The organism is Mycobacteroides franklinii (assembly GCF_002013895.1).
Taxonomy (GTDB): domain Bacteria; phylum Actinomycetota; class Actinomycetes; order Mycobacteriales; family Mycobacteriaceae; genus Mycobacterium; species Mycobacterium franklinii.
Map to the genome: position 1 here is coordinate 61597 of NZ_MAFQ01000001.1, position 23883 is coordinate 85479.

At 64.4% G+C, this 23883-nt stretch carries 26 protein-coding genes; 10 read left to right on the top strand and 16 right to left on the bottom strand.

Annotation, left to right across the window (positions count from 1 at the left end):
• Position 1: 1 nt before the first annotated feature.
• From B4393_RS00450 to B4393_RS00460, 3 genes are all read right to left on the bottom strand, one after another.
• Positions 2–319 (bottom strand): PE domain-containing protein, encoded by a 318-nt coding sequence (locus B4393_RS00450; RefSeq protein ID WP_078332511.1) that lies wholly within the window; start codon positions 317–319, stop codon positions 2–4.
• A gap of 401 nt (positions 320–720) precedes the next feature.
• Complete coding sequence (locus tag B4393_RS00455; RefSeq protein ID WP_070936383.1) at positions 721–945, bottom strand: hypothetical protein; 225 nt, start codon at positions 943–945, stop codon at positions 721–723.
• A gap of 32 nt (positions 946–977) precedes the next feature.
• Positions 978–1733: an AraC family transcriptional regulator gene (locus tag B4393_RS00460; protein ID WP_078332512.1), complete on the bottom strand. Its 756-nt coding sequence runs from the start codon at positions 1731–1733 to the stop codon at positions 978–980.
• Between the two features lie 88 nt (positions 1734–1821).
• Between B4393_RS00460 and B4393_RS00465 the strand changes: the two genes are divergently transcribed.
• Positions 1822–2616, top strand: a complete 795-nt coding sequence (locus tag B4393_RS00465; RefSeq protein ID WP_078332943.1) for a sulfite exporter TauE/SafE family protein — start codon at positions 1822–1824, stop codon at positions 2614–2616.
• Here B4393_RS00465 and B4393_RS00470 read toward each other — a convergent pair.
• Positions 2597–3589: an NAD(P)H-quinone oxidoreductase gene (locus B4393_RS00470; RefSeq protein WP_078332513.1), complete on the bottom strand. Its 993-nt coding sequence runs from the start codon at positions 3587–3589 to the stop codon at positions 2597–2599. The two genes, B4393_RS00465 and B4393_RS00470, sit on opposite strands and share 20 nt — an antisense overlap.
• Before the next feature lie 22 nt (positions 3590–3611).
• Positions 3612–4001 (bottom strand): PPOX class F420-dependent oxidoreductase, encoded by a 390-nt coding sequence (locus tag B4393_RS00475; RefSeq protein ID WP_078332514.1) that lies wholly within the window; start codon positions 3999–4001, stop codon positions 3612–3614.
• Between the two features lie 200 nt (positions 4002–4201).
• On the opposite strand from B4393_RS00475, the gene B4393_RS00480 reads away from it, so the two are divergent.
• The 3 genes from B4393_RS00480 (at position 4202) to B4393_RS00490 (ending at position 6567) form a co-directional block, all read left to right on the top strand.
• Positions 4202–4792, top strand: coding sequence for a sensor domain-containing protein (locus B4393_RS00480; protein ID WP_078332944.1), 591 nt, complete (start codon positions 4202–4204; stop codon positions 4790–4792).
• 29 nt (positions 4793–4821) lie between these two features.
• Positions 4822–5583, top strand: a complete 762-nt coding sequence (locus B4393_RS00485) for a DUF1295 domain-containing protein (RefSeq protein ID WP_078332515.1) — start codon at positions 4822–4824, stop codon at positions 5581–5583.
• A 90-nt stretch (positions 5584–5673) separates the two neighbouring features.
• The gene (locus tag B4393_RS00490; protein WP_078332516.1) at positions 5674–6567 is read left to right on the top strand and encodes a metal-dependent hydrolase; all 894 of its coding nucleotides are present in this window, start codon (positions 5674–5676) and stop codon (positions 6565–6567) included.
• Positions 6568–6620: 53 nt separating this feature from the next.
• Here the strand turns inward: B4393_RS00490 and B4393_RS00495 are convergent, their stop codons facing one another.
• Positions 6621–6932 carry a hypothetical protein gene (locus tag B4393_RS00495; RefSeq protein ID WP_078332517.1) on the bottom strand — a complete coding sequence of 104 codons (312 nt, stop codon included), beginning with the start codon at positions 6930–6932 and terminating at the stop codon, positions 6621–6623.
• 280 nt (positions 6933–7212) lie between these two features.
• Positions 7213–7536: a hypothetical protein gene (locus B4393_RS00500; RefSeq protein WP_070936367.1), complete on the bottom strand. Its 324-nt coding sequence runs from the start codon at positions 7534–7536 to the stop codon at positions 7213–7215.
• A 96-nt stretch (positions 7537–7632) separates the two neighbouring features.
• Here B4393_RS00500 and B4393_RS00505 point away from each other — a divergent pair, with 96 nt between their 5' ends.
• A complete protein-coding gene (locus B4393_RS00505) occupies positions 7633–8328 on the top strand; it encodes a DUF5642 family protein (RefSeq protein ID WP_078332518.1) in 696 nt (231 codons plus the stop codon).
• Here B4393_RS00505 and B4393_RS00510 read toward each other — a convergent pair.
• Positions 8325–8927, bottom strand: coding sequence for an alpha-ketoglutarate-dependent dioxygenase AlkB family protein (locus tag B4393_RS00510; protein ID WP_070936365.1), 603 nt, complete (start codon positions 8925–8927; stop codon positions 8325–8327). The genes B4393_RS00505 and B4393_RS00510 overlap by 4 nt on opposite strands.
• A gap of 53 nt (positions 8928–8980) precedes the next feature.
• Here B4393_RS00510 and arcA point away from each other — a divergent pair, with 53 nt between their 5' ends.
• The gene (gene arcA / locus B4393_RS00515; protein ID WP_070936363.1) at positions 8981–10195 is read left to right on the top strand and encodes an arginine deiminase; all 1215 of its coding nucleotides are present in this window, start codon (positions 8981–8983) and stop codon (positions 10193–10195) included.
• A gap of 63 nt (positions 10196–10258) precedes the next feature.
• Here arcA and B4393_RS00520 read toward each other — a convergent pair whose 3' ends face one another.
• A complete protein-coding gene (locus B4393_RS00520) occupies positions 10259–11803 on the bottom strand; it encodes a dolichyl-phosphate-mannose--protein mannosyltransferase (RefSeq protein WP_078332519.1) in 1545 nt (514 codons plus the stop codon).
• 86 nt (positions 11804–11889) lie between these two features.
• On the opposite strand from B4393_RS00520, the gene rsmI reads away from it, so the two are divergent.
• On the top strand, positions 11890–12726 hold the full coding sequence (rsmI, locus tag B4393_RS00525) for a 16S rRNA (cytidine(1402)-2'-O)-methyltransferase (protein WP_078332520.1): 837 nt from the start codon (positions 11890–11892) through the stop codon (positions 12724–12726).
• On the opposite strand, the gene B4393_RS00530 is transcribed toward rsmI, so the two are convergent.
• The 5 genes from B4393_RS00530 to metG all read right to left on the bottom strand — a co-directional run bounded on the left by B4393_RS00530 (position 12710) and on the right by metG (position 18681).
• Entirely contained in the window at positions 12710–13975 is a 1266-nt protein-coding gene (locus tag B4393_RS00530) for an aminodeoxychorismate synthase component I (protein ID WP_078332521.1), read from the bottom strand. The two genes, rsmI and B4393_RS00530, sit on opposite strands and share 17 nt — an antisense overlap.
• A 4-nt stretch (positions 13976–13979) precedes the next feature.
• Positions 13980–14798 carry a GNAT family N-acetyltransferase gene (locus tag B4393_RS00535; protein WP_078332522.1) on the bottom strand — a complete coding sequence of 273 codons (819 nt, stop codon included), beginning with the start codon at positions 14796–14798 and terminating at the stop codon, positions 13980–13982.
• Between the two features lie 42 nt (positions 14799–14840).
• Positions 14841–15746: an RNA polymerase sigma-70 factor gene (locus B4393_RS00540; protein WP_078332523.1), complete on the bottom strand. Its 906-nt coding sequence runs from the start codon at positions 15744–15746 to the stop codon at positions 14841–14843.
• A gap of 2 nt (positions 15747–15748) precedes the next feature.
• Entirely contained in the window at positions 15749–16906 is a 1158-nt protein-coding gene (locus tag B4393_RS00545; RefSeq protein ID WP_078332524.1) for an NAD(P)/FAD-dependent oxidoreductase, read from the bottom strand.
• 89 nt (positions 16907–16995) lie between these two features.
• Positions 16996–18681 (bottom strand): methionine--tRNA ligase, encoded by a 1686-nt coding sequence (gene metG, locus B4393_RS00550; protein WP_269087561.1) that lies wholly within the window; start codon positions 18679–18681, stop codon positions 16996–16998.
• On the opposite strand from metG, the gene B4393_RS00555 reads away from it, so the two are divergent.
• From B4393_RS00555 to rsmA, 3 genes are all read left to right on the top strand, one after another.
• Positions 18599–19498: a TatD family hydrolase gene (locus B4393_RS00555; RefSeq protein WP_078332526.1), complete on the top strand. Its 900-nt coding sequence runs from the start codon at positions 18599–18601 to the stop codon at positions 19496–19498. The genes metG and B4393_RS00555 overlap by 83 nt on opposite strands.
• Positions 19499–19581: 83 nt before the next feature.
• A complete protein-coding gene (locus tag B4393_RS00560; protein ID WP_109551362.1) occupies positions 19582–20709 on the top strand; it encodes a resuscitation-promoting factor in 1128 nt (375 codons plus the stop codon).
• Entirely contained in the window at positions 20673–21569 is an 897-nt protein-coding gene (gene rsmA, locus B4393_RS00565) for a 16S rRNA (adenine(1518)-N(6)/adenine(1519)-N(6))-dimethyltransferase RsmA (RefSeq protein ID WP_070936869.1), read from the top strand. Before B4393_RS00560 ends, rsmA begins: the two co-directional genes overlap by 37 nt.
• Positions 21570–21572: 3 nt before the next feature.
• Here the strand turns inward: rsmA and B4393_RS00570 are convergent, their stop codons facing one another.
• Together B4393_RS00570 and B4393_RS00575 are read right to left on the bottom strand one after the other, a co-directional pair.
• Positions 21573–23057, bottom strand: coding sequence for an amino acid permease (locus B4393_RS00570; protein WP_078332527.1), 1485 nt, complete (start codon positions 23055–23057; stop codon positions 21573–21575).
• A gap of 19 nt (positions 23058–23076) precedes the next feature.
• The gene (locus tag B4393_RS00575) at positions 23077–23880 is read right to left on the bottom strand and encodes a serine/threonine-protein kinase (RefSeq protein WP_078332528.1); all 804 of its coding nucleotides are present in this window, start codon (positions 23878–23880) and stop codon (positions 23077–23079) included.
• Positions 23881–23883: the final 3 nt, after the last annotated feature.

Genomic DNA, 23883 nt, shown 5'->3' on the forward strand with positions numbered 1-23883 from the left:
GCTAAGCCCCGGTCTGCGGCAACCGGGTGGTCAACATATTGACCGCTGTCTGTTCATCAGCATCGGCGATGGCATACCCGATACCGTCGAACGCATCCCGAAAATGCAGCGACTCATTTTCGACGTGTTTGGAGTGGCCTTGCCATTCGGGGGACTCATTCTTCAGCGCTGCGGCGGCATCACCCACCAACCCCGAAGCAGCCGCACCGATCATGGCATGCGCCTTGGCGTGCGCGGCCCGATGCGCCGACAACAACCGATCCATCTCATCAGCGGACCGATGCAGCAACTCAGGATCAACCTGCAATCGTCCAGCCATATGCTCCGCCTCCCGCCGAAGACCCCGATGCGTTGAACGCCCTGTAGCTAACAGATAGAGGTGACCCTACTACGGAGGGTGCGAGGCCGCTAAGCGGTCGCGAGAGCGTCGATAGCAGGCGTGCCCCGTTTGAGGCCGATTCAGGTACCACTAAGGCACCATTAATTCGTCGCACGTCGCTGTAGCGGGGTGTTGTCGGATGTAGCGTAGAGTCGCGCATCAAACGCTATAGGCGCTGATAGATCGGCATTTTCATGTAGCGCTTGACAGTCCCATGATGCGCGATGTAGCGAGTACTTTTGAGATCGAGAAGGTCGGGAGTTCGATTCTCCCTAGCTCCACCATGAAGAACCCCCGCCAGTCGGGGGTTCTTTTTTGTTGGGACGGGTGGGGCGAGCGCTTCAGTCCGTGGGTTCGTCTGTTGGTTCAGGCTCGTCCTTAAGCTTGGTGGTGCGCCCTGGGTTGCCGATCCGGCGGTTGAGTGCGTACACAGGAGCAGCCGCTCGCGCCACCAGGGGCGGAATCGCCTGGCGTGCCCTGCGGGTGTTGAAGAGCCCAGCATTCATGCCGATGCCTATCAAGGTCATCGCCACGATCGCCGCTATCCCGACGAACGTCGTCGTCATACGACCCACAGTATCGTCAAATGCTGAAGCATTCAGCTGATGGTTGACGGGGCGATGCCGAACGCGCGGCCGAACGCGTAGGAGAAGGCGGCGGGCGTGGCATATCCCAGCCGTCCGGCCACCTGAGTCACCGAATGATCGCGCAGCAGCGGCACCGCGGCCAGCAGCCGCGCCCGCACGCGCCATGCGGCCGGGCTCAAGGCGACTTCATCGCGGAAGCGGCGAGTCAGCGAGCGTTCGCTTGTATTCAGCCGCAGCGCCCACTGCGCATTGGACACCGATACCTCCGGCGCATCGAGGTAGGCGCGGCACAGCTCGGCGAGGTCGGCCGATCGCGGCATATCGACGTGCAGTGGCAGCGCGGTGAAGGATGCCAGCTCGTGCAGCAGGAGCGCGGTGAGCGCTCCGTTACGGCCCGACCGGTCATAGTCGGCAGCCAGATCTGCTGCAGCACTGAGCAGTTCGTGCATCAGTGGACTGACGTCGACCACCACGCACGACGACGGCCACCACGGAACAGCCGAGGGTTCGATGTAGAGGCTGCCGGTGCGCACCCCTACCATGCGCACCCGGTGGCGCGTGCGCGCCGGGATCATGACAGCGCGGCGGGTGGGTACCGTCCATGTCCCAGCGTCGGTATCCACGATCATCGTGCCGGTGGTTCCGTAGAGGAACTGTGCACGCCGATGCTGGTGCCAGTCCAGTAGCTGCCCGTTGGCGTAGTCGGTGCTGATCGGTAGGACATCGTGGGGCAGGTCGTCGACATCGGCGAGCGGTACGTTCCGCATCGTGTCAGGATATGGCCGAAAGTCGAATGAATCGAGCTGGCTTTCGATTGTTCGCGTGCGACGCCTCGGATGGACTGGTTCCATGGGTGTGCTCGTGTTGGTGGTGATCGGAGTGCTTACGGGGCTCACCACCGTGTTGTTCGGTTTCGGCGGCGGTTTCGTCACTGTGCCGGTAATCATTTGGGTTGATGGTGCGCTGGGTGCGGCGGCGCCGGGGGCAGCCGTGGCAACCTCTGCGGTGGTCATGGTGGTCAGCGCGGCCGCGGCTACCGCGGCGACGCCGCGGAGCACGTTGGCCCACTTGCGAAGTGCGGCACCTCTCGTGGTCTTACTGGGGTGTGGTGGCGTACTCGGTGCGGGGCTGGCCCGGCTGGCGCCACCGCAGCTGACGACATGGGGTTTCGTGGTCTACCTGGTGATCACGATCCTCGATGTACTGCTGCGGCCTGGCTTTCTGCGCCGCGCCACCGTGATTGACGGGCCCGAACGCGAGTTCGCGATTCCTCCTGCCCTGGGCGTCCCCATCGGAGCGGTGGCCTCTTTTCTGGGAGTGGGCGGCAGCGTCATGACGGTTCCGTTGTTGCGCCGCGGTGGCCGGCCCATGAATGTGGCCACCGCACTGGCGAATCCGTTGACGCTGGCCATCAGTGTGCCGGCGCTGGCGATCTTTCTGACCAGCATCTCGGCGGCGATGGCAGGTGAGCCGCACTTCGTCGGCGCGGTGGACTTCCGTTCCGCGATCGCGCTGCTCGCCGGGGCGCTGCCGGTGGTGTTTTGGCTACGACGGCGGCCACCTCGGCTGCCCGATACCGTGCACGCCTGGGCCTATGTCGGACTGCTCGTTGTTTCGGCGCTGGCGATGCTTACTGCGCGCGCACCGTAAGCAGTACCTTTCCGACGGTCTCGGAGGAGTCCAGCAGTCTGTGTGCCTCAGCCGCATTGGTGACCGGAATCTCGGCGGCGACGACGGGTGCCACGGCTCCCTTGTCGATCAGCGGCCACAGCCGCCGTCGGAGTTCGGCGATGATCTCGGCCTTGGAGCCAGGCCCCTGCTCGGGCCGACGCCGCAGATTGGTCGCGTGCACCGATCCCCGCTTGAACAGCAGCGCACCCAGATTCAGCTCAGCGCTGGCCCCACCCTGCAATCCGATGATCGTCAGGTGGCCGTTCTCGGCGAGCGCCTCCACATTCTTGGGCAGGTAGCTGCCGCCCATGATGTCGAGAATGACATTGGCCCCGGAGTACTCGGCGTTGACCACCGCCGGGAAATCCTGCTCGCGGTAGTTGATCAGGGTCTGCGCGCCGAGCTTGCGGCACCGGTCCAGCTTGAACTGCGTTCCGGCGGTCACCGCCACATTCGCGCCCAGTGCGCGGCCCACTTGTATTGCATGCGTGCCGATTCCGCTACCGCCGCCGTGTATCAGCAGCGTCTGCCCGCTGCGCAGACCGCCCGTCATCACCACGTTCGACCACACGGTGGCGGCGGTTTCCGGCAGGGCCGCCGCGGCGGTGACGCTGACGCCCTGCGGCACGGGCAGCACCTGGGTGGCGGCGACATTGACTCGCTCGGCATATCCGCCGCCGGCCATCAGCGCGCATACCGCATCGCCGGGTGACCAATCCTGCACTCCGGCACCCACTTCGGCGATGTATCCGGAAACCTCGAGGCCGGGGATCTCGCTGGCACCGGGCGGCGGCGGGTAGAGGCCCAGGCGTTGCATGACATCGGCCCGATTGACGCCCGCGGCCACCACGTCGATGGACACCTCACCGGGGCCCGGGGCGGGTAGGTCCGCCACGTGGGACCACTCCATCACCTCGGGATCGCCAAAACCGTTGAGTGTTATCGCATACATGCGCGCTGCCTCCTTGTGCGAGCTATGCCCCTACTGGAGAGATCTCGATGGCGAACGATGCCTGCTGCCGACGGGTTACCCACACCCCGAACTCGCTCAGCGGCCCGAGCAGCCAGTACTTGCGGTTGAGGACCTTGCGGATGCGTGGGCTGTCGGCGAACTCGAGAACGCGCGCGGTGCCCTCTACGACTGGCGAGTTGGGGGTGAGCTTCCCGCGAACATCGCAGGGTTGCAATGTCACCGCAGGGTTTCGCCGGATGCGCTTCACCTTGTACGCGCCCACCTCCGAGAAGAAATAGAGCTTGCCGCCGTCGGGTGCGATCCACACCGGGCTGGAAACAGCGGTACCGTCCTTGCGGTAGCTCGTGAATGACACGTAGTTCGCTCGGCCGACTACATCCCAATCGGTCATGGCTGCCTCCCTTGTTATCGCACCCCTTTCGATTCTGTCGCAAGGTGCAACCGGCCGCACAGACGTGGTCGGTAATCGCAGCGGAATGAACCGGTCGGCACGTGATCTGCCCCACTTCCCAGCGTGCTCCCAGGTTGGCCGTACACACTTCTAGGGTGACGCGGACACGGTGGGCCGGGTTGGGTCTTCTTGCGAGTGCTCTGGTCGCGGGCTGCTCTCACCCGGTCAGTCCCGCGGCGGAGAAGCCGCCCTCCCCGGAGCTCACTGAGTTGAAAATCGATGCTTCGGCGGCAGATTCATTGTTCGCCGGTCTCGACGAGGTCAAGTCTCTGGGCTTCCCGACGGCAGATACGACACATACCGACACCGCACCGGTCTACGGGCCTGCCATCAACTCTGCGGACCCGTGTGGGTTGTTGCACGCCACGGCGCAGGGCGACCTGGGCGATGGTTGGCAGTCTTACCGTCAGCTCAACGTCGCCAGCTCGGCCGACCCGCGCCAGACGCTGCACGAGACCGTTGCGATCTTTCAGGACAAGCCCGCCGCCCAGAGCGAATTTCAACGGCTGACAGAGGCCTTCAACAAGTGCAAGGCGCAGTCGCCGGGCGCGTATTCGTTCGGTATGAGCAATGCGATCACGATCTCGTGGTCCGATAACACCGGGGCGACTCGCGTCCACATCACCGGCAACGTGGTGTACGGGGTGAGCTCCTCGGGTGCCACCGATAACGCCGAGGTCGCTGGTCAGGTCGCCAACCAGCTGAAGACCAACATCATCGACCCTGCTTAGAACCACCGTTCACTCGGTACTGTCCCGGTGTGCTCACCGAGCTGTATCACGCTGCGATCGTCTTCCTGGTGGTCCTGGCCGCCGTCACCTTTATCAGCGGCTTCTGGTTCACCAATCCCTACGGCAGGTTCGCCAAGCCGGGCGAGAGGTTCACCGCACCCGCCAAGGTGGGTTGGCTGATCTTCGAATGCCCGCAGTGGTGGGCGTTCACCATCACATTCTGGACCGTCGCGCATCATCCCGGCGTGCCGGCGCTGGTGCTGTACGCGTTGTGGCAATGCCACTATCTGTACCGCGGACTGATCTATCCGCTTTCGCGTAGGGACAGCGGAAAACGGTTCCCCTACAGCGGGATTGCCTTCGGTTTCATTTTCAACGCGGTCAATGGTTTTGCCAATGGATACGCGGTCGCCTTCGCCGCGCATCTGCAGAGCGCTGCGTGGTTAACCGACCCCCGGTTCATCCTGGGGGTGCTTGTCGCCCTCACCGGATGGATCGTGAACTTCCAGGCCGACCGCATTCTCATCAATCTGCGGTCCGACGGTTTCGATGGCTACCGCATCCCGTACGGCGGCGCGTTCCGGTGGGTGTCGGCGGCCAACTACTTCGGCGAAATCATTCTCTGGGCGGGTTGGGCGTTGATGGCGTGGACACTGCCCGGGCTGATCTTCGTGTTGTTTTCCATCGCCAATCTGCTGCCGCGCGCTCTCGCGATTCATCGCTGGTATCGCGAGACGTTCCCCGGCGAATACCCGCGAGAGCGTAAGGCCATCGTGCCGGGGCTGCTGTAGGGGACCTAAGACCCGACTTTTACGCATTTCTTCAAAACGTAAGCGATTCGTGTAACACTGAGTTACACGATCAATGTGGAGGTAGTGCGAATGGCTGCTCCGGTAATGGGCTCATACCCGAAGACTCGGCGTATCAGGTTCTGGTTCGGCGACCCGGTGCCGATGCGAAGACACTTCGCCGACAATGATATTGCGCTCAGTCACGTGCTGGCAGGTGCCTCTGCGGTGTTCCCGCCGGGGGAAGAGTTTTTCGTCCGATCGGTGCGTCGCTACGCCGACAGCATCACCGAGCCGACACTCAAGAAACGTGTCGCAGGATTCATCGGTCAGGAGGTCACCCATGGCCTGCACCATCGCGAGCTCAACGAAAAGCTCACCGAGATGGGCTATCGCAGCAAGATGGTCGAGACAATCGGGCGGCGCTCCGGCAAGGTCGAAGACCTCGTCGACAAGTACCTACCGGACATGGACCGCCTCAAGTACGTCCGGCTGACCATGCTGGCCGCGACGGCTGCCCTTGAGCACTACACCGCCGTGCTGGCCGAGCGACTGCTGGAAAGCGGTGAGCTGCAGGACATGGTGACCGACGACGAGGTGCGGAACCTGTTGTATTGGCATGCGATCGAGGAGCTTGAGCACAAATCGGTGGCCTTCGACGTCTACCGGGCGGTCGGCGGACCCGAGTGGCTGCGGCGCGCGGTGATGGCCGTCATCTGGACGGGGACGGTGCCGTTCGCAACCGCAGGCTCGTGGTTCTCCATCGCGTGGAGCGATCCGGCGGGACGGCGCCAGCCGGCGCGGGTGTTGCGCGAAACGGTCGGGTTGATCCGCGGCCCGCTACTCAACGACGGCATGATCGGCAGGCTCGCCGTCTATATGAAGAAGGACTTCCATCCCGACGATCTCGACACCGAAGCGCTGCTGGAGCAGTGGCGCGCTGAATTATTCGGCGCCGAGGGCACTCTGGTTGATCACTTGAAGTAGAGACAGCAATGGCCCGGGCTTGCGGCCCGGGCCATTGTCACGTTCTGCCGTGTTCAGCAGCTCAGTGCGACATGCGCGACCTTGCGGTCGATTGTCGGCACCGTGGTGGGGTTGTTACGCACATCCCGGGCCGGCTGCACATTGCTCACAGGCGACTCCTGCGTAACCGACTCGACAGTGCACTTGCTCAGCTCACCGGCGCCCGTCTTGGAGACGATCACTCGGTACCCGTTTGACTTGAGGTCATTGATGACAGCGTTCGCATCGCCCGATCCAGATGGTCCGGCGAGCGCGACACTTGCTGATCCCAGCGACGCCCCGATGACGCCGACTGCGGCAATACCTGCAAATAACAACTTCTTCATGATTTCACTCCTCTCGCCTCACTCCTCGCGGCCTCGCTGTTACGGAAACGTTTCCGCCTACCACATTGAGACCCAACCCCCGACGCCCAGACTCAAGCCTGAATCATCAACGTTCGTGAATCTGTCCTGTCCAACGTGGTAATACTCAGATTGATTCCCGCTCTGCGAAATTGACGCCAAATTCATAGCTTCGCCTGCGCTCGTTCTTAGGTGGCGCTGCTCGGGCAGGCGTGGCTGGACGGCTCCCAGCGAACCCGCAAATCTAGTTAGGTGAGGCTAACTAGACGTTGCAGTTAAGGGAGATGTACACCAATCTGTGGTCGAGCACCCGGACCGGCAGCACCAGCCACTTTCCGCTGGGCATCCAGGTGCGCTGATACTCGGTGCGATACACATCCTGTCCGTTGCGGATGTTGGACACGGTGCACTTGTTGGTAGGTGCGCTGCCGCTGCGGTCGATGATGACCTGGTAGCCCTGCGCCTGATATTGGTTGATAACCGACTGTGCGTCATCGGCGAGCGCTGTACCGGGGGTGAGGGCCAACAGCGCACCGGCACCTACCGCCGCCAGGCACAACCGGCTCAACCGAACCACCGTGTTCATCTCACACCGTCCTCACAGGATTTAACTCTGGGCCACACAGACATTGTTCCCTATAGGTGCCATCGATTTTTCGTTCCGAATCGATACAGTGGCCGGGTGCTGAAGCCGGTGACCGTCAAGAGCTGGGGAATCTGGGCCACCTGTGTGCTTGCGCTCGTTACCGTGTCGGTGGCTGGGTGTGGCCGAAGCGTCCAGAATCCCGTCAACCACAACGTCCAGATCGGAAACATAGCCTCGCTGAGGAGCCAGTTCGGGCCCGAATTCGTGGTCAAGACCATGGAGCCGGCGGGAATGGACCCCAAGCTGCTTTCGCCGGCTCCACTGCCGCCGGGTATGACGATCGACCCTCCCGGATGTGCCAAGTACAGCGGTGGCAGCACGGTGCCCGCAGGGCTCAAGGGAAATATGGCGGCCTTGACCGCGACGGGTGCGGGGAATCAGTACGTGGCAGTGGCCGTGGAAACCTCGCAGGAAGTCCCCTTCGATCCGGCCGTGTCGGCGGACTGCAAGAAGGTCGGTTTCCGCGGTAACGGGATCGCGGGGCAGACCGAGGTGATCGACGCGCCTGCCATCGACGGCGCGCGCACGCTCGGCATGAAGCGCGACGTGCTCAGTGGCACCTCCGGGCGGGCGATCGGCCAGGAAGTCCTGAACTATTCGGCATATCTGGGCCGCTACATGGTGGCGGTCACAGTCAGTCCGATCGCCGTCGGCAATGTTCCGCCCGCGCTGCCGGACGGAAAGCGTGCATCGGATCTGCTGGTCAAGGCGGTTGCGGCGGTGCGCTCCTAGCGCACGTCGCGGGGCCGGTACTGCAGGCTGATACGTGGCCCCACCGGCTTGGACGTCTTCGGGATGGCGTGTTCCCAGGTTCGTTGACAGGAACCGCCCATCACCAACAGGTCTCCGTGGCCGACGTTGATGCGGATCGAGTCGCCACCGAGCCGTGGTCGCAGGGCGAAAGTACGTGTGGCGCCAATGCTTACGATTGCGACCATGGTGTCTTCACGTAGGCCGCGGCCTATGGTGTCGCCGTGCCACGCCACGCTGTCGGTGCCGTCGCGGTACTGGCACAGTCCCACCGTGGTGAAGGGTTCGCCGAGTTCGTTGGTGTACTCGCCATTGAGCCGGTCGCAGATGGTCTCCAGCACCGGATGCGGTGGTGACCCCGCCGTCAGGTCATGGAAGCTGACCAGCCGCGGGACGTCGAGAGTGCGGTCGTACATGCGTCGGCGTTCGGCACGCCAGGGCACCTGCGCCAACAGCTGGCCCATGAGATTGTCCGCACGTCCGAGCCATTCATGATGCACCTCAAGCCAAGCGCCGCCCGCCAACTCACGGCGGGGGACCGGCGGAGCGCCGAACAGTGATGCTTGAACCGTGTGTGTCACACCTTCATGGTATCGCACACATGTTCGATTGCGCGGCAAGCTAGCGTCATCTCATGACGGATGTTCCAGTGCTGGGTGCTAATTCAGAGGTGGGGCGGCTGCGAGTAGTGGTGTTGCACCGGCCCGGTGATGAGCTCAAGCGGCTGACTCCGCGTAACAACGATCAGCTGCTGTTCGACGGGCTGCCCTGGGTGGCGCGCGCCCAAGAGGAACACGACGCCTTCGCCGAGGTGCTGCGTTCGCGCGGTGTCGAGGTGCTGTTGCTCTCCGATTTGTTGCGAGAGGCGCTCGCCAGCGGTGCGGCCAGGGTGCAGGGCATCTCGGCCGCCGTCAATGCGCGCAGGCTGGGCTACGCCCTGGCACAGGATCTTTCGGGGTATCTGCGAACGCTGGATGCCGCCGATCTGGCATACGTGCTGATGTGCGGGATGACGTTCGACGAACTGCCGGTGGGTGGCAAGGTGGGGCAACCGTCGCTGGTGCGGACCATGCATCACGGATCGGACTTCGTCATCGAACCGCTGCCGAACCTGTTGTTCACCCGCGACTCGTCGTTCTGGATTGGCCGTAAATTCGCGATCACCTCCCTGGCCCTGCCGGCCCGGGTGCGCGAGACCTCGCTCACCGATCTGATTTATGCCCATCACCCGCGGTTCCTCGGGGTGCGCCGCGCCTACGAGTCGCACTCGGCGCCGGTTGAGGGTGGCGACGTGCTGTTGTTGGGGCCCGGCGTGGTAGCGGTTGGGGTGGGGGAGCGCACCACCCCTGCCGGTGCAGAAGCCCTGGCGCGCAGCCTGTTCGACGACGGTCTGGCGCACACCGTGCTCGCGGTGCCCATCGCGCAGGAGCGGGCGTCGATGCATCTGGACACCGTCTGCACCATGGTCGACACCGACGCCGTGGTGATGTACCCGGCTATTCAGGATTCGTTGTCGGCGTTCACCATCCGCAGAACCGAGGGTGGCGTCAGCATCTCGGGTTCGGAGCCCTTCGTCGAGGCCGCGGCCGATGCGATGGGTATCGGCAAGCTACGCGTCATCGATACCGGACTCGACCCGGTCACGGCCGAACGTGAGCAATGGGACGACGGGAACAACACCCTGGCACTGGCGCCCGGCGTCGTCGTCGCCTACGAACGGAACGTGGAAACTAATGCCCGCCTTGAGGATTCCGGTGTTGAGGTGCTTGCCATCTCGGCCTCGGAGCTCGGGACGGGCCGGGGCGGACCGCGCTGCATGTCCTGCCCGGTGTCGCGCGACCTGCTCTGACGCCGACACGCCGTGTTCTGTACACGCCGTTCCGCGTGTCACGGCGTGTCGGAGTGAACACGGCTAGCGCCAGCTGGGCAGCCACATCTCCATGTTCCACATGAACGGTGAGATGGCCGCGCCGGTGAGGATCGGATACAGCCAGGCGAAGTTGGTGACCACCAAGGCCACGTAGAACGTTGCGATGAACATTCGCAACGTCTTTCGTTCCGGGTTGGCGGTCGGCTTGCGTAAGAAGTCGCCGACAAGGAACGCGATCATCATGACCAGGAACGGCACCATCGGCGCGGCGTAGAAAAAGTACATCTGCCGGTCGATGTTCATGAACCAGGGCAGCCACCCCGAGCAGTAGCCGACGAGTGCCGCCGCATACCGCCAGTCGCGCCGGACCACCGTCGCCCATGTGGCCCACAACAGCACCGGAACCGCCAGCCACCAGATGGCCGGCGTACCGACCAACAACACTGCGCGCACACAGGAATTGGCGCCGCAGCCGGGGACGTTCTTGTCCTCGATGGCGTAGAGCAGCGGTCGCAGCGACATCGGCCAGGTCCATGGTTTGGATTCCCACGGATGGTGATTGCCATTGGAGTTGGTCAGCGTCGAATGGAACGTGTAGACGCTGTGCGTGTAGTACCAGAGCGAGCGCAGGGCATCGGGCATCCACCCGCCTACACCGATCTGCCGTCCCTCGGCGTGCCGGTTTATCCCCGTCTCGGATGCGAACCACGACCAGTACGAGGCCATGTACACGATGAACGGAATGACCAGCAGCGCATACAGAGCGGGCCCCAGATCGCGCACCGCGGCGCCGGCCCAGGGTCGCCGCACGCCGTAGGCACGGCGCGCCGCGATATCGAACGCGATGCACAGCACGCCGAAGAATGCGATGAAGTACAGGCCCGACCATTTTGTGCCGCAGGCCAATCCGAGCAGGATTCCGGCACCGAAGCGCCACCAGCGCACCCCCAGCCGTGGGCCCCACGGGGTGTCGCCGATGCGCCCGTCAAGGTATGCGTGGTAGAGCCGTTCCCGAACCTGGTCCCTGTCGACGATCAGCGCGCCGAACGCGGCTACCACGAAGAGCACCTGGTACACGTCGAGCAGCGCGGTGCGTGCGGTGACGAAGCTGACTCCGTCCGCGATCAGTAGCACTCCGGCGATGGCGCCCACCATGGTGGACCGGCTGATCCGCCGGGCGATCCGGGCAACCAGCAGCACGATGATGGTGCCTGAGAGCGCCGCCGCGAATCGCCAGCCGAACGGGTCGTATCCGAACAGCCATTCACCGATGGCGATCATCTGTTTGCCGATGGGCGGATGCACCACGAGCCCGTAGCCGGGGTTGTCCTCGACGCCGTCGTTGGTGACAACCTGCCAGCCCTGCGGCACGTAATGCTTCTCGTCGAAGACGGGGGTGCCGCGGTCGGTGAGGGCGCCAAGATTGATGAACCGGGTCAGTGCCGCAATGACCGTGATGACGACGGTCATCACCCAGCCCCGGAATCGGTCGGTGGGTCCGAAGTCCGCGGGCGGTATCCGGGGCCCCGGCGACTGGAGATCCGACTCGGCTGCCGAGGTCGGCGGCAGGGTTGCGGGCGCGATCACACGGTCGATCGTAGGGGAGGACCCTGGCGGGGCGTCTTGCAGCGGCGGGCTGCAGCGGTAGCGACGAGGGGATTTAGTCTTGCGGGATGGGGAACTTGCTGCTGGCGGCGACACCGCTGGGTGAGCCGGGGGATGCCTCGCCCCGATTGCGTGAGGCGCTGGCCAAGACTTCGGTGGTGGCTGCCGAGGACACCCGCCGTGTTCGGGCCCTCGCGAAGTCGCTGGATGTGCAGATCAGCGGCCAGATCATCAGCTTCTACGACCAGAACGAGGCCAGCCGCATCGAGCCCCTGCTGGCCGATCTGGAGGCCGGGTACGACGTGTTGGTGGTCACCGATGCGGGTATGCCGTCGATCAGCGACCCGGGGTACCGCTTGGTCGCCGCCTGCGTCAAACAGGGGATACCGATCAAATGCCTGCCCGGACCGTCGGCGGTGACGACGGCGCTGGCCGTCTCGGGGCTCCCGGTGGACCGTTTCTGCTTCGAGGGGTTCGCGCCCCGCAAGCAGGGGCCGCGGCGCCGGTGGCTCGCTGAGCTGGCGACGGAACCGCGCACCTGTGTGTTCTTCGAGTCGCCGCGGCGCCTGGCGGAGACGCTGGCCGATGCGGTGGAGGTGCTGGGGCCCGAGCGCCGGTTGGCGGTCTGTCGCGAGTTGACCAAGACGCACGAAGAGGTGCTGCGGGGCACCCTGCGCGAGTTGGTGGCGTGGGCCGAGAGCAACGATGTGCTCGGGGAGATCACGGTGGTGCTCGACGGCGGTCGTCCGGCCGTCCCGCAGATCGAGGCCTTGGTGGCCAGGGTTGAAGAGCTGATGGACGACGGGATGGGGTTGCGTGAGTCCTGCGCGACGGCCATCGGCGAGTCCGGCGCGACGCTGTCGCGACGCGACCTGTACGACGCGGTGGTCAAAGCGCGGGCTTGAGTCCGGGTTCACGCGCCGCGATCGCGGTGAGGTCGACGGTGGCGGCCGCCTTGTGCAGACATTCCTGCCATTCGGCGTCGACGTCGGAGTCGGCGGTGATGCCACCGCCGACTCCGAGCACGGCGCGCCCGTCCGGTGCGATTTCGACGGTGCGGATCGCGACGTTGAGTTCCAGGCCGGCCGCAGGTGAGAGCATGCCGATGGTTCCGCAGTACACCCCTCGGTGATCTGATTCCCATTGGCGAAGCAGTTGGCGTGCACGGGTTTTCGGTGTGCCCGTCACCGAAGCGGGCGGAAAGGCGACGGTCAGGAGGTCGCTGGCGGTGGCTTCCAAGGGCACCTTGGCCGCAACGGTGGACACCAGATGCCACACGCCGGGCGCCGGGTGCACGGCCAGCAGCTCGGGGACCGTGACGGTGCCGGTGTCAGCGATGCGTCCCAGATCGTTGCGCACCAGATCGGTGATCATGATGTTCTCGGCGACGTCCTTGATGGAGGTCAGCAGTCCGGCGGGATCCTCGGTGGCTGCGAGGGTGCCCTTGATGGGGCTGGAGCGGACGTCGGTGCCCTTGCGCCGCAAGAACAATTCGGGTGATAACGAGGCCACGGCACCCCATACGCCGGATAGGTAGGCGGCGCGGGCCGGTGCGGTTCGGGTGACGGCATCGGCGAAGAAGTCCAGCGGTTCGCCCGTCAGAGTGCCGCGGAATTGCGTGCACACGCAGGCCTGGTACACCTCACCGGCCGCGATGGCTTCCAGGCAGCGGCCGACGGCGCCGCGGTGATGTTCACGGTCGGGGGCCGTCCAGTCGATGAACCATGGCGACGGATCGCGGGGGTGTGTCAGTGCGTGGAGTATCCACTCCGGACATTCTTGATCCAGAAGGCTTTCGTACCACCAGCATTCATCACTGTCGAGGCGCAGTACCGTATTGGTCCAGCCGCCGGCCGCGGCGGGGAGCCGCTGATTGCCGCCGGCCACCGCCCGATCCGGATATCCCAGATAGCCAATCCAGCCGCCGCCCACCGCTTCCGGTGGGGCATCGGTCAGATCAGAGGTTTTGTCGCTGAATGCTTGTCGCGGCAGTACCGGGCGAGTAGGCAAGGACGGGGCGATGATCGCCCGTGAGCCGTACCACGATCCGATCAGTGCGGCGGGCGCCGACCGCCCCGTTTCGCGCGCGGCGGCGGCCAGTGATCGCAGCACGGTCGGCGGGGCGCCGAGATTCCCGAGCTGCTGGACGCGCATTGATCTAGTTTCGCAGACCCTTCACCAGGATTGCGCGGGTGTATAGCAGTGCGAAGCCCTGGCGTTGAGTATTCTGCTGGGATTTCGATCCGGGCTGGGTGGTGACCACGGCCAGGTCCGCACCGTCCCGGGCCGCTTCGTGAAGACGAGTGGTCAGAAGTGCCGTCTGGACACCGCGGCGTCGGTGCGGTGCGGCGGTCGCGGCACCGTTGAGTTGGGCCACCCCGTCGAGGAGGCGCATGCTCGCGCCACCGGCGACGGCCCCCTCGCGTAGTGCGATATACCGCTGTTCGCCCTCGACCGTCGACAGCGCGCTGATCGCGCGGGAAAGCACCTCGCGCGGAAATGATTCGTGCGAGGCCACACCCTGGTCATCGGGTACCGCGAACCCGTCGACGACCACGTCGACCCAACTGGTCAGCTCATCGCTGCCGCTGTGACGCACCGTGACGTCGTCGGGAATGACCGGCGCTGGGGCATCGGCTAGGGGAAGGCCGAGGACATCCTCGAAAGACACCAGCAGGTAGCCACGGGCGGTGAGCAGCTCGCAGATCGCGGGATCGGCGAGGCTCGCGATTTCAGCCTGCACCGGGGTATCCCGTTCGGCGAACTCCCGCTCGACGGCGTCGAGTTCGGATTCGCTTGGCACACCGCTGAACCCGAGTCCAGCGATCTTGTTCATCGGTGAATCCGGTCCGGCGTAGGACGCGATGCCCCCTGCCAGCGGTATCACCAGACCGCCGTCGCACCTCGCGGTTCCGGCGGCGATGGTGTCGGCTTCGGCGCTCTCGATGCGCGCGGCGGTATCGATATCACAGAACACGCCGGTGATTGTGTCCGATGAACCGCCCGAACCGCCACCGGGTTATCTGCTGATGTGACGCGCTGTTTCGGCGGTGGCCAGCTTGTCGGGGTTGCGGATCGCGAAAACATGCGCCACCTTGCCGTCCGCGATCGACACGGCCAGCACCGCGTCGAGACGTCCTTCGCTGTAGATCAGTAGGGCCGGCGTGCTGTTGTAGGTACTTAGTTCCATGCGGACATCGGGGAACGCGGCGGCGGCCCGCGACAGGCCGATGGCCACGCGTGCCACTCTGTCGGCCCCGTAGACCGGACGCCGTGCGGCACTGACCTTGCCGCCGCCGTCGGATGTCCACACCGCGTCGGGGGCCAGCATTTCTACTAACGCGTCGACGTCGCCCCCCGCCGCGGCCAGCAGGAATTTGGTGGTCAGTTCCTCTGCCTGCTGGTCGGTGGGGGTGAACCGGCGCCGGCGCGACTGCACATGCTCTCGGGCACGGTGCGCCATCTGACGTACCGCGGACTCCGATTTGCATACGGTGGAAGCGATTTCGGAGTAGTCGAAGCCGAAGACCTCCCGCATGACGAATACGGCCCGCTCGTCCGGTGCCAGGGTTTCCAACACGACCAGCATCGCCATCGACACCGATTCGGCCAGGACCACATCTGTCGAGGCGTCCGCCGCGTCGCTGTCGAAGGTCACTCGCACCGGCTCCGGTAGCCACGGTCCCACATACTCCTCGCGCCGACGGCTGTTGGCGCGCAAGGTGTTCAGTGATTGGCGGCTGACAATCTGCGCCAAGTAGGCCTTGGTATCGGTGACCGTGCTCAGATCCACCTGCGCCCACCGAAGATAGCTCTCCTGCAGTACGTCATCGGCCTCCGTGGCGGAGCCCAACATTTCGTACGCGATGGTGAACAGCAGCGGGCGCAGGTGGGTAAACAGCTCGGCGTGCGCGGTGTCGGACACCGCTATGCCTGCACCTTGAGGGCTTCAGAGCGCTTGCCGCCCTGCGGCCAGTAGTAGGCCTTCGGATGCTTGGCGGCTTGTTTCAGGAAGTAAACCGTTCCGCGGCAGACCATTTCCTTGATCGCCGCACCGGTCCGGCCGCCGATGAACAGCTTGCGTGGTGTGTCGTCGGCGCGCGAGGTCTGGATGACGGCGGCACGACGTCCGATGCTGACGTTCTGCCCGACGAAGATCTGCCCGCCCGCTACCGGTTGCAGCCCGTCTACCAGCGCCAGCACAGTCTTGACCGCACGCGCGGCCAGCGGCCCGGCGGCCTGGCAGCTCATCCGCAGCGGCACGCCTGAGGGGCTTACCGCGTCACCGGCCGCGACGATGCGGGGATGGTCGACGCTGACCAGCGTCTCGTCGGTGAGCAGTCTCCCCAGCGCGTCTGTCCGCAGTCCGCTGTCGGCGGCCAGCTGCGGTACGCCAAATCCGGCGGTCCACACCGTCAGCGCACTCGGCAGTTCGCGCCCGTCGGACAGGGTCACGGTGTCCTCATCGACTCCGACGACCGTGGCGGGCGCCAGCACCTCGACGCCCAGCTTTTCCAGATGCTTGGCGGCCGCGCGCCGGGCCGGTTCGCCGAGAGAGGGCAACAGTTGCTTACCGCAGACCAGAGTCACCCGACGCCCCGCTTCGGCGAGTTCTCCGGCCAGCTCGACACCGGTAAGGCCCGCACCGACGACCACGATGGGTGCATCCGGTGCCAACCGCTCATACCGGGCCCGTACCTGCTGGGCGTGTTCGAACTCATTGATGGACAACGCATGTTCGGCCACGCCGGGGATGTTGGGAGTTGTTGTGGTGCTACCCACGGCGTAGACCAGATAGTCGTAGGGCAGCATCGCGCCCGAGGCGAGCTCCAGCTTTTGGGCGTCGGCATCGATGTGGGTGACCTTGTCGACCACAAGGCGGATGGCCGGATTGAGCAGCTGGTCGTAGTCGACCGTCGCACCCCGGTTACCGGCGACCAGCTGGTGCAGGCGGATCCGTTCGACGAAGTGTGGTCGCGGATTGACGAGGGTCACGGTCAGGTTCTTGTTGGCCAGCAATTGGTTGGCCGCCAGGGTTCCGGCGTAGCCCCCGCCGATTACGATCACTCTGGTGTTCTCGGTCATTTCGGTGACTTCCTTTCATTCGCTGATGCCCCTAAGACACCGGGGCGGCGAAATCTGTGACGGACCGTGACCGGGCTCACACCCGTGACCTACTTGGGCACCTGATACTTCGGGAACACACCGGTCGGTGCGGGCAGGCTGACACCGGGCTTCAACCGTGTCCCGATGGCCGTGAAGTCCCGCTGATCCTCGGACTGGCCCAGTAGATCGAGCAGCTTGGCCGCGGACTCGGGCATCACCGGCTGCACCAGCAGCGCGACGATCCGAACCACCTCCAGCGTGGTGTAGAGCACGGTGCCGAATCGCTCTTGGTCGGCCGCGGCTCCGTCTGTCTGGAAGCTCTTGGCCAACACCCACGGTTCCTGGGCCGAGAAGTACCGGTTGCTCGCGCCCAGCACCTGCCAGATCGCTTCCAGTGCCAAATGCATGGCGGGCACGTCGAAATGCGCCCGAGCCTGGTCCAGGAGCGCGTCAGCGGCCGCCAACAGTTCTCTGTCCGCCGAGGCGAATTCGCCGGGCTCCGGCACGATTCCGCCGAGATTCTTGGCCACCATCGACAGGGACCGCTGAGCCAGGTTGCCCAGCTCGTTGGCCAGATCGGCGTTGATTCGCCCGATCAGGCCGTCCTCGGTGTAGCTGCCGTCCTGGCCGAACGGAACCTCGCGCAGCAGGAAGTAGCGCACCTGGTCCAGGCCGAAATGATCGATCAGATCGACTGGGTTCACCACATTGCCGATCGACTTGCTCATCTTCTCGCCCTTGTTGGTCAAGAAGCCGTGCGCGAAAACCCGTTTCGGCAGCTCGATTCCGGCGGACATGAGGAAGGCGGGCCAGTACACGGTGTGGAACCGGATGATGTCCTTGCCGATCATGTGCACATTGGCCGGCCAGTACCGCTGGAACAGCTCTGAATCGGTATCGGGGTAACCGGCACCGGTCAGGTAGTTGGTGAGCGCATCGACCCACACGTACATGACGTGGTCGGGATGTTCGGGTACCTGCACTCCCCAGTCGAAGGTGGTCCGGGAGATGGACAGGTCACGCAGACCACCGGAGACAAAGCTGACGACCTCGTTGCGCCGCACCGCCGGGCCGATGAATTCCGGATGTGCCTCGTAATGCGCCAGCAGCTTGTCCTGGTACGCCGACAGCCTGAAGAAGTAGGAATGCTCCTCGGTCCACTCGACGGGTGTGCCGCTTTCGGTGGCGGTGCGGGTTCCGTCGGCGGCGACCGTGGTCTCGGCGTCGGTGTAGAACGCCTCGTCGCGCACCGAGTACCACCCCGAATAGGTGTCTAAATAGATGTCACCGTTGTCGGCCATCCGGCGCCAGATCGCCTTGGATGCCTGGTGGTGATCGGGGTCGGTGGTGCGGATGAACCGGTCGAACGAGATGTTGAGCTTGCGCTGCAAGGCCTCGAAGACATCGGAATTGCGCCGCGCGAGCTGCGCCGTCGGGATTCCGGCCGCGGCCGCCGCCTGCGCCACCTTCAGGCCGTGCTCGTCGGTGCCGGTGAGATAGCGCACGTCGAAGCCGTCCAGCCGTTTGAACCGGGCCACGGAATCGGTCGCGACGTACTCATATGCGTGTCCGATGTGCGGTTCGCCGTTCGGGTACGCGATGGCGGTGGTGATGTAGAACGGATCCAATGATTCAGGCATGGTCTGAGCAACTTTATAGACTGGTGTTCTGATGACGCCCGGCAATAAGAGCCAAGCCCCGCCCGATCGCGTTCGTTCCCGCCCACCCGACCCGCTGCCTCTCGCACCCCTCATCGATGCCCACACTCATCTGGATGCGTGCGGTGCGGTCACTGCCGAGGACGTACGCGCCATGGTCGATCACGCAGAGTCCGTCGGTGTCGGACGGGTGGTGACGGTGGCTGACGACATGGAGTCCGCTCGCTGGGCGGTATCGGCCGCTGCCGCCGATCCGCGGGTGTATGCCGCGGTGGCGCTGCATCCCACCCGGGCCGGCGACCTTACCGAGGACGCACGTGCTGAATTGGAGACGCTGGCTGCCCACCCCCGGGTGGTGGCGATCGGCGAGACCGGTTTGGACCTGTATTGGCCGGGCCGTTTAGCGGGGTGCGCGGAGCCGTCGGTGCAGCGCGAAGCATTTGCTTGGCACATCGAGCTGGCCAAGCAGACGGGCAAGCCGCTGATGATTCACAACCGTGACGCCGACGCAGAAGTGCTCGATGTGCTGAAGGCGGAGGGCGCGCCGCCCTCGGTTATCTTCCACTGCTTCTCGTCGGATGCCGAAATGGCGAAAAAATGTGTCGCTGAGGGTTGGATCCTGAGTTTGTCGGGGACGGTCAGCTTCAAGAACGCCCGCGCGTTGCAGGAGGCCGCCGCGCTCATTCCAGACGAACAACTGCTGGTAGAGACTGATGCGCCCTACCTGACACCGCATCCTTACCGGGGCGCACCCAATGAGCCGTATTGCCTGCCGTACACCGTTCGCGCCTTGGCGGAAATAACTGGGCGAACAGCTGACCGGTTAGCGAAAGCCTCGTCTGCGACCGCAATTGCGGTGTTCAAGATCGTTGATGAGTTGCCCCCACGCGATGCTTTCGTTACCGTGTCGTGATCAATGAGGATGATTATCAGCCGGATTGCGCCCCACCAAGTCCGGTATCGAGGCTCCGAAACGAACGCAGGAAACCCCTACTCGTGAATGCACTGACGAAGCTCAACGCAACGCGATCGCCCTTGCTACGCGCCCTCGTGGCCGCCCTGCTGGTGGTGATCGGCGCGGGCGGTGGCTACGCCATCGCTGCGCACAAGACACTGACTCTCAACGTCGACGGAAACGCCATGACGGTCACGACCGTCAAGTCGCAGGTGTCCGAGGTCCTCGCCGACTACGGATACGCACTGTCGGACCGCGACGATGTCGCCCCCGCCAAGCACGATTCGGTGCGCAACGGCGACACCATTGTTCTGAAGCGTTCGCGTCCGCTGGACATCTCCGTGGACGGCCAGGGCACCCAGCAGGTGTGGACCACCGCCAGCACGGTGAACGACGCCCTGTCGCAGTTGTCGATGACCGACACCGCGCCGACTGCCGCCACCCGCGGCAGCCGCCTCCCGCTGGAGGGCATGTCGCTGGCTGTGGTGAGCGCCAAGACCGTCCAGCTCAACGATGGCGGTGCGATCAGCACACCGCGCATCGCGGCGCCCACCGTGGGTGCGCTGCTGGAGGCCACGGGCAACCCGCTGCAGCAGTTCGACACCGTCGATCCCGCGCCGAGCACTCCGGTGACCGCCGACATGCCGATCACCGTGACGCGCATCCGCGTCAGCCGGGTGACCGAGCAGGCCCCGCTGGCGCCGACCCCGCAGAAGATCGAAGACCCCGAGATGAACATGAGTCGTTCGGTGGTCCAGGATCCGGGCGCACCGGGCACCCAGGACATCGTCTACTCGGTGCTGTCGGTCAATGGCCGCGAGACCGGACGCATGCCGGTGTCCAACAACGTGCTGACCCCCGCGCGCGATTCGGTGCTTCGGGTGGGTGCCAAGCCCGGTACCGAGGTGCCCAACGTCACGCGTGGTTCGGCCTGGGATGCGCTGGCGCAGTGCGAGGCGGGCGGCAACTGGGCCATCAACACCGGCAACGGCTTCTACGGCGGCGTGCAGTTCGACTTCGGCACCTGGCTGGCGCACGGTGGTGGCAAGTACGCGCCGCGCGCCGATCTCGCGACGCGCGAGGAGCAGATCGCGATTGCCGAGAAGACATTGTCCGCGCAGGGGTGGGGCGCCTGGCCGGTGTGCAGCGCGAGAGTTGGTGCCCGCTGACCATCAGGCTGCTCGGCCGCACCGAGATCCGACAACTGGCCAAGGATCTCGATTTCCGACCGACGAAGACGCTGGGCCAGAACTTCGTTCACGACGCCAACACCATTCGCCGGATTGTGTCGGCGTCGGGTGTGGGCAAGGGTGATCATGTCATCGAGGTTGGGCCCGGCCTGGGTTCGCTGACACTGGGCTTGCTCGACAAGGGCTGCGCGGTGACCGCTGTCGAGGTGGATCCCGTACTCGCGCGGCGCCTTCCGGCCACCATCAAGGAACACTCGCACAGTGAGTTCAACCGGTTCTCGGTGATTCACCAGGATGTTCTGAACCTCACGCCCGCCGATATTCAGGGCGAGCCGACGGCGATGGTGGCGAACCTGCCCTACAACGTCGCGGTGCCGGCGCTGCTACGGATCCTGACCGAATTCGATTCGGTGAAAACCATTTTGGTGATGGTCCAGTCCGAGGTTGCCGATCGGCTGACTGCCGAGCCGGGTTCGCGGATCTACGGGGTGCCCAGCGTCAAGGTGCGCTACTTCGGCAAGGTGAAGCGTCTCGGCACGGTGTCGCCGGCGGTGTTCTGGCCGATCCCACGGGTGTACTCGGGTCTGGTGCGCATCGATCGTCACCCAGATGCGACATGGCCCTCCGACGCCGGGTTCCGCAAGGAGCTGTTCAATCTGATCGACATCTCGTTCGCACAGCGCCGCAAGACATCTCGTAACGCCTTTGCCGAATGGGCGGGCTCGGGTGACGAGTCGGCACGGCGGCTGTTGGCCGCCAGCATCGACCCCGCGCGCCGCGGCGAGACGCTGGACGTCGCGGATTTCGCGCGCCTGCTGGAGCGTTCGTCGATCAGCTAGGTCCTATTTGTCACCGAGGTTGGGCGGATCGTCCATCATCGGTGTCTCCGCGATTACCGGGTACTGGCCGGTATAGCCGATTCGCTCGCGTGCCAGCTGCATGACGCGTTCCCTGGAGAGATACCAACCGATAATCAGTAGCGGTGTGAAGATCGCCAGAGCGACCACGTTCCAATAGTTTTCGTAACACATGAGCGCCAGCACCACCACGAGAAAGGCGAGTGTCGCGTACCCCGTGTAGGGGGCGCCGGGCATCTGGAACTTGCCGCGACGCAGGATGCCGCGCTGGGACCACTGGTAAAGCCGCAGCTGACAGATGACGATGGTGGCCCACGAGGCGAGGATGCCGAGGGCGGCGACGTCCAAAGCCGTTTCGAAAGCCTTGGCTGGAATCACCATGTTCATGAAGACGCCGGCCACGGTGAAACATGCGGTGAGCGCGATGCCGGCGAAGGGAACACCATTGGATGTCATGCGGGACAGCAGCTGTGGTGCACTGCCGTTCATGGACATGGACCGCAGGATGCGGCCGGTGCTGTACAGGCCGGCGTTGAGGCTGGACAGCGCGGCGGTGAGCACCACGAAGTTCATGATGTCACCGGCGTAAGGCAGACCCACCCGGGAAAAGAACGTCACGAACGGGCTCTCACCCTCCTTGTAGAGGGTGTACGGCAACAGCAGCGCGAGCAGAATCAATGAGCCGACATAGAACACGGCGATGCGGACGACCACGGCGTTGATGGCCTTCGGCATGACCTTCTCGGGGTTCTCCGTCTCGCCCGCCGCCGTGCCCACCAATTCCACTGAGGCATACGCGAAGACCACCCCGGAGGTGACCACCACAAGGGCCAGTAACCCAGTGGGGAAGAGCCCGCCGTTGTCGGCGAGTATCGAGGGTCCGGTGGGGGCACCCTCGACGGTGAATCGCCCGGCCAAGAACACGACGCCGACGATCAAGAAGGCCACGAGTGCAATGACTTTGATGAGTGCGGCCCAGAACTCCATCTCGCCGAACAGCTTGACGCTGATCATGTTCAGCGTGAGCACGATGACCAGGGCGATCAGTGCGATGATCCACTGTGGGACGGCCTTGAAGCTACCCCAGTAGTGCATGTAGAGAGCGATGGCGGTGACGTCCACGATCGAGGTGGCAGCCCAGTTGACGAAGTACATCCATCCGGCTACGTAAGCGGCCTTCTCGCCGAGGAATTCGCGCGCGTACGACACGAAGGACCCTGAAGATGGGCGGTGCAGCACCAGCTCACCGAGGGCGCGCAACATGAAGAACACGAACACGCCGCAGACGGCGTAGACGAGCCACAGGCTTGGCCCGGCCTCGTGTAAGCGCTTTCCGGCGCCCATGAACAGACCGGTGCCGATGGCACCGCCAATCCCGATCATCTGGACTTGGCGGTTCTTCAGGCCTTTGTGATATCCCTCGTCCTCGCGTGCGAGGCCCGACGTATCGTAATTAGCTGGAGATGCCATGGGGCGACGCTACCGGGGATTAGGTCATCGCGTGTGTCAAAAGTGTTATGAACTCCGTACATGTCGGGTAGCGGCTTAACGGATCCTTGGACATTGCCTTGGCGACGATGGAATCGAAAGCGCGGGGGATGTGCTTATGCCGGTACGAAATCGGCCAGGGTGTGGCGTTAAGCTGCATATCGACGAGTTTGAGCACCGTTCGTGCGGTAAACGGGGGTTTGCCATCGAACAGTTCGACAGCCGTACAGGCCAGCGCATACTGATCGGTGGCTGCGGTGACGGGTTGCCCACGCAGTACCTCGGGCGCGGCGTAAGGCAGTGAGGTGTGCACGACGGGCCGGCGTGGCCCGTCGGCGTGAGTGAGTTCCTGCGCGACACCGAAATCGGTGAGTACGGCATTGCCTGAGCTTTTGCGCATGATGTTGGACGGCTTCACGTCGCAGTGCACCACCTGGGCCTCGTGAATGTAGTCCAGTGCTCCGGCGATCTGTTGTAGGGCAGTCAGTTTGATCGGGATAATCCAGCTCTGATCCGTGCCCACCAGGTCTTGGGCCGAGCCGCCGGTGAGCGCCTCCATGGCCAGCCAGTCCTCGCCACGTTCGTACACCGTGATGATGCGGGGGTGTGAGAACCGTTGGGCCAAGTCGAATTCGCGGTGCAGCCGGTCGATGTTCTCCGGGTTTCGATGCCGCGACTCCAGCACCTTCAGGGCAACCGCAAACCCGTCGTCGGCGCGGTGTGCCAGGTAGACCTGCGCCGTCGCGCCACGGCCCGCAAGGGCGTCGACGATGTAGCCGTTGAACTCACCACCCGGAACAGGCATGCA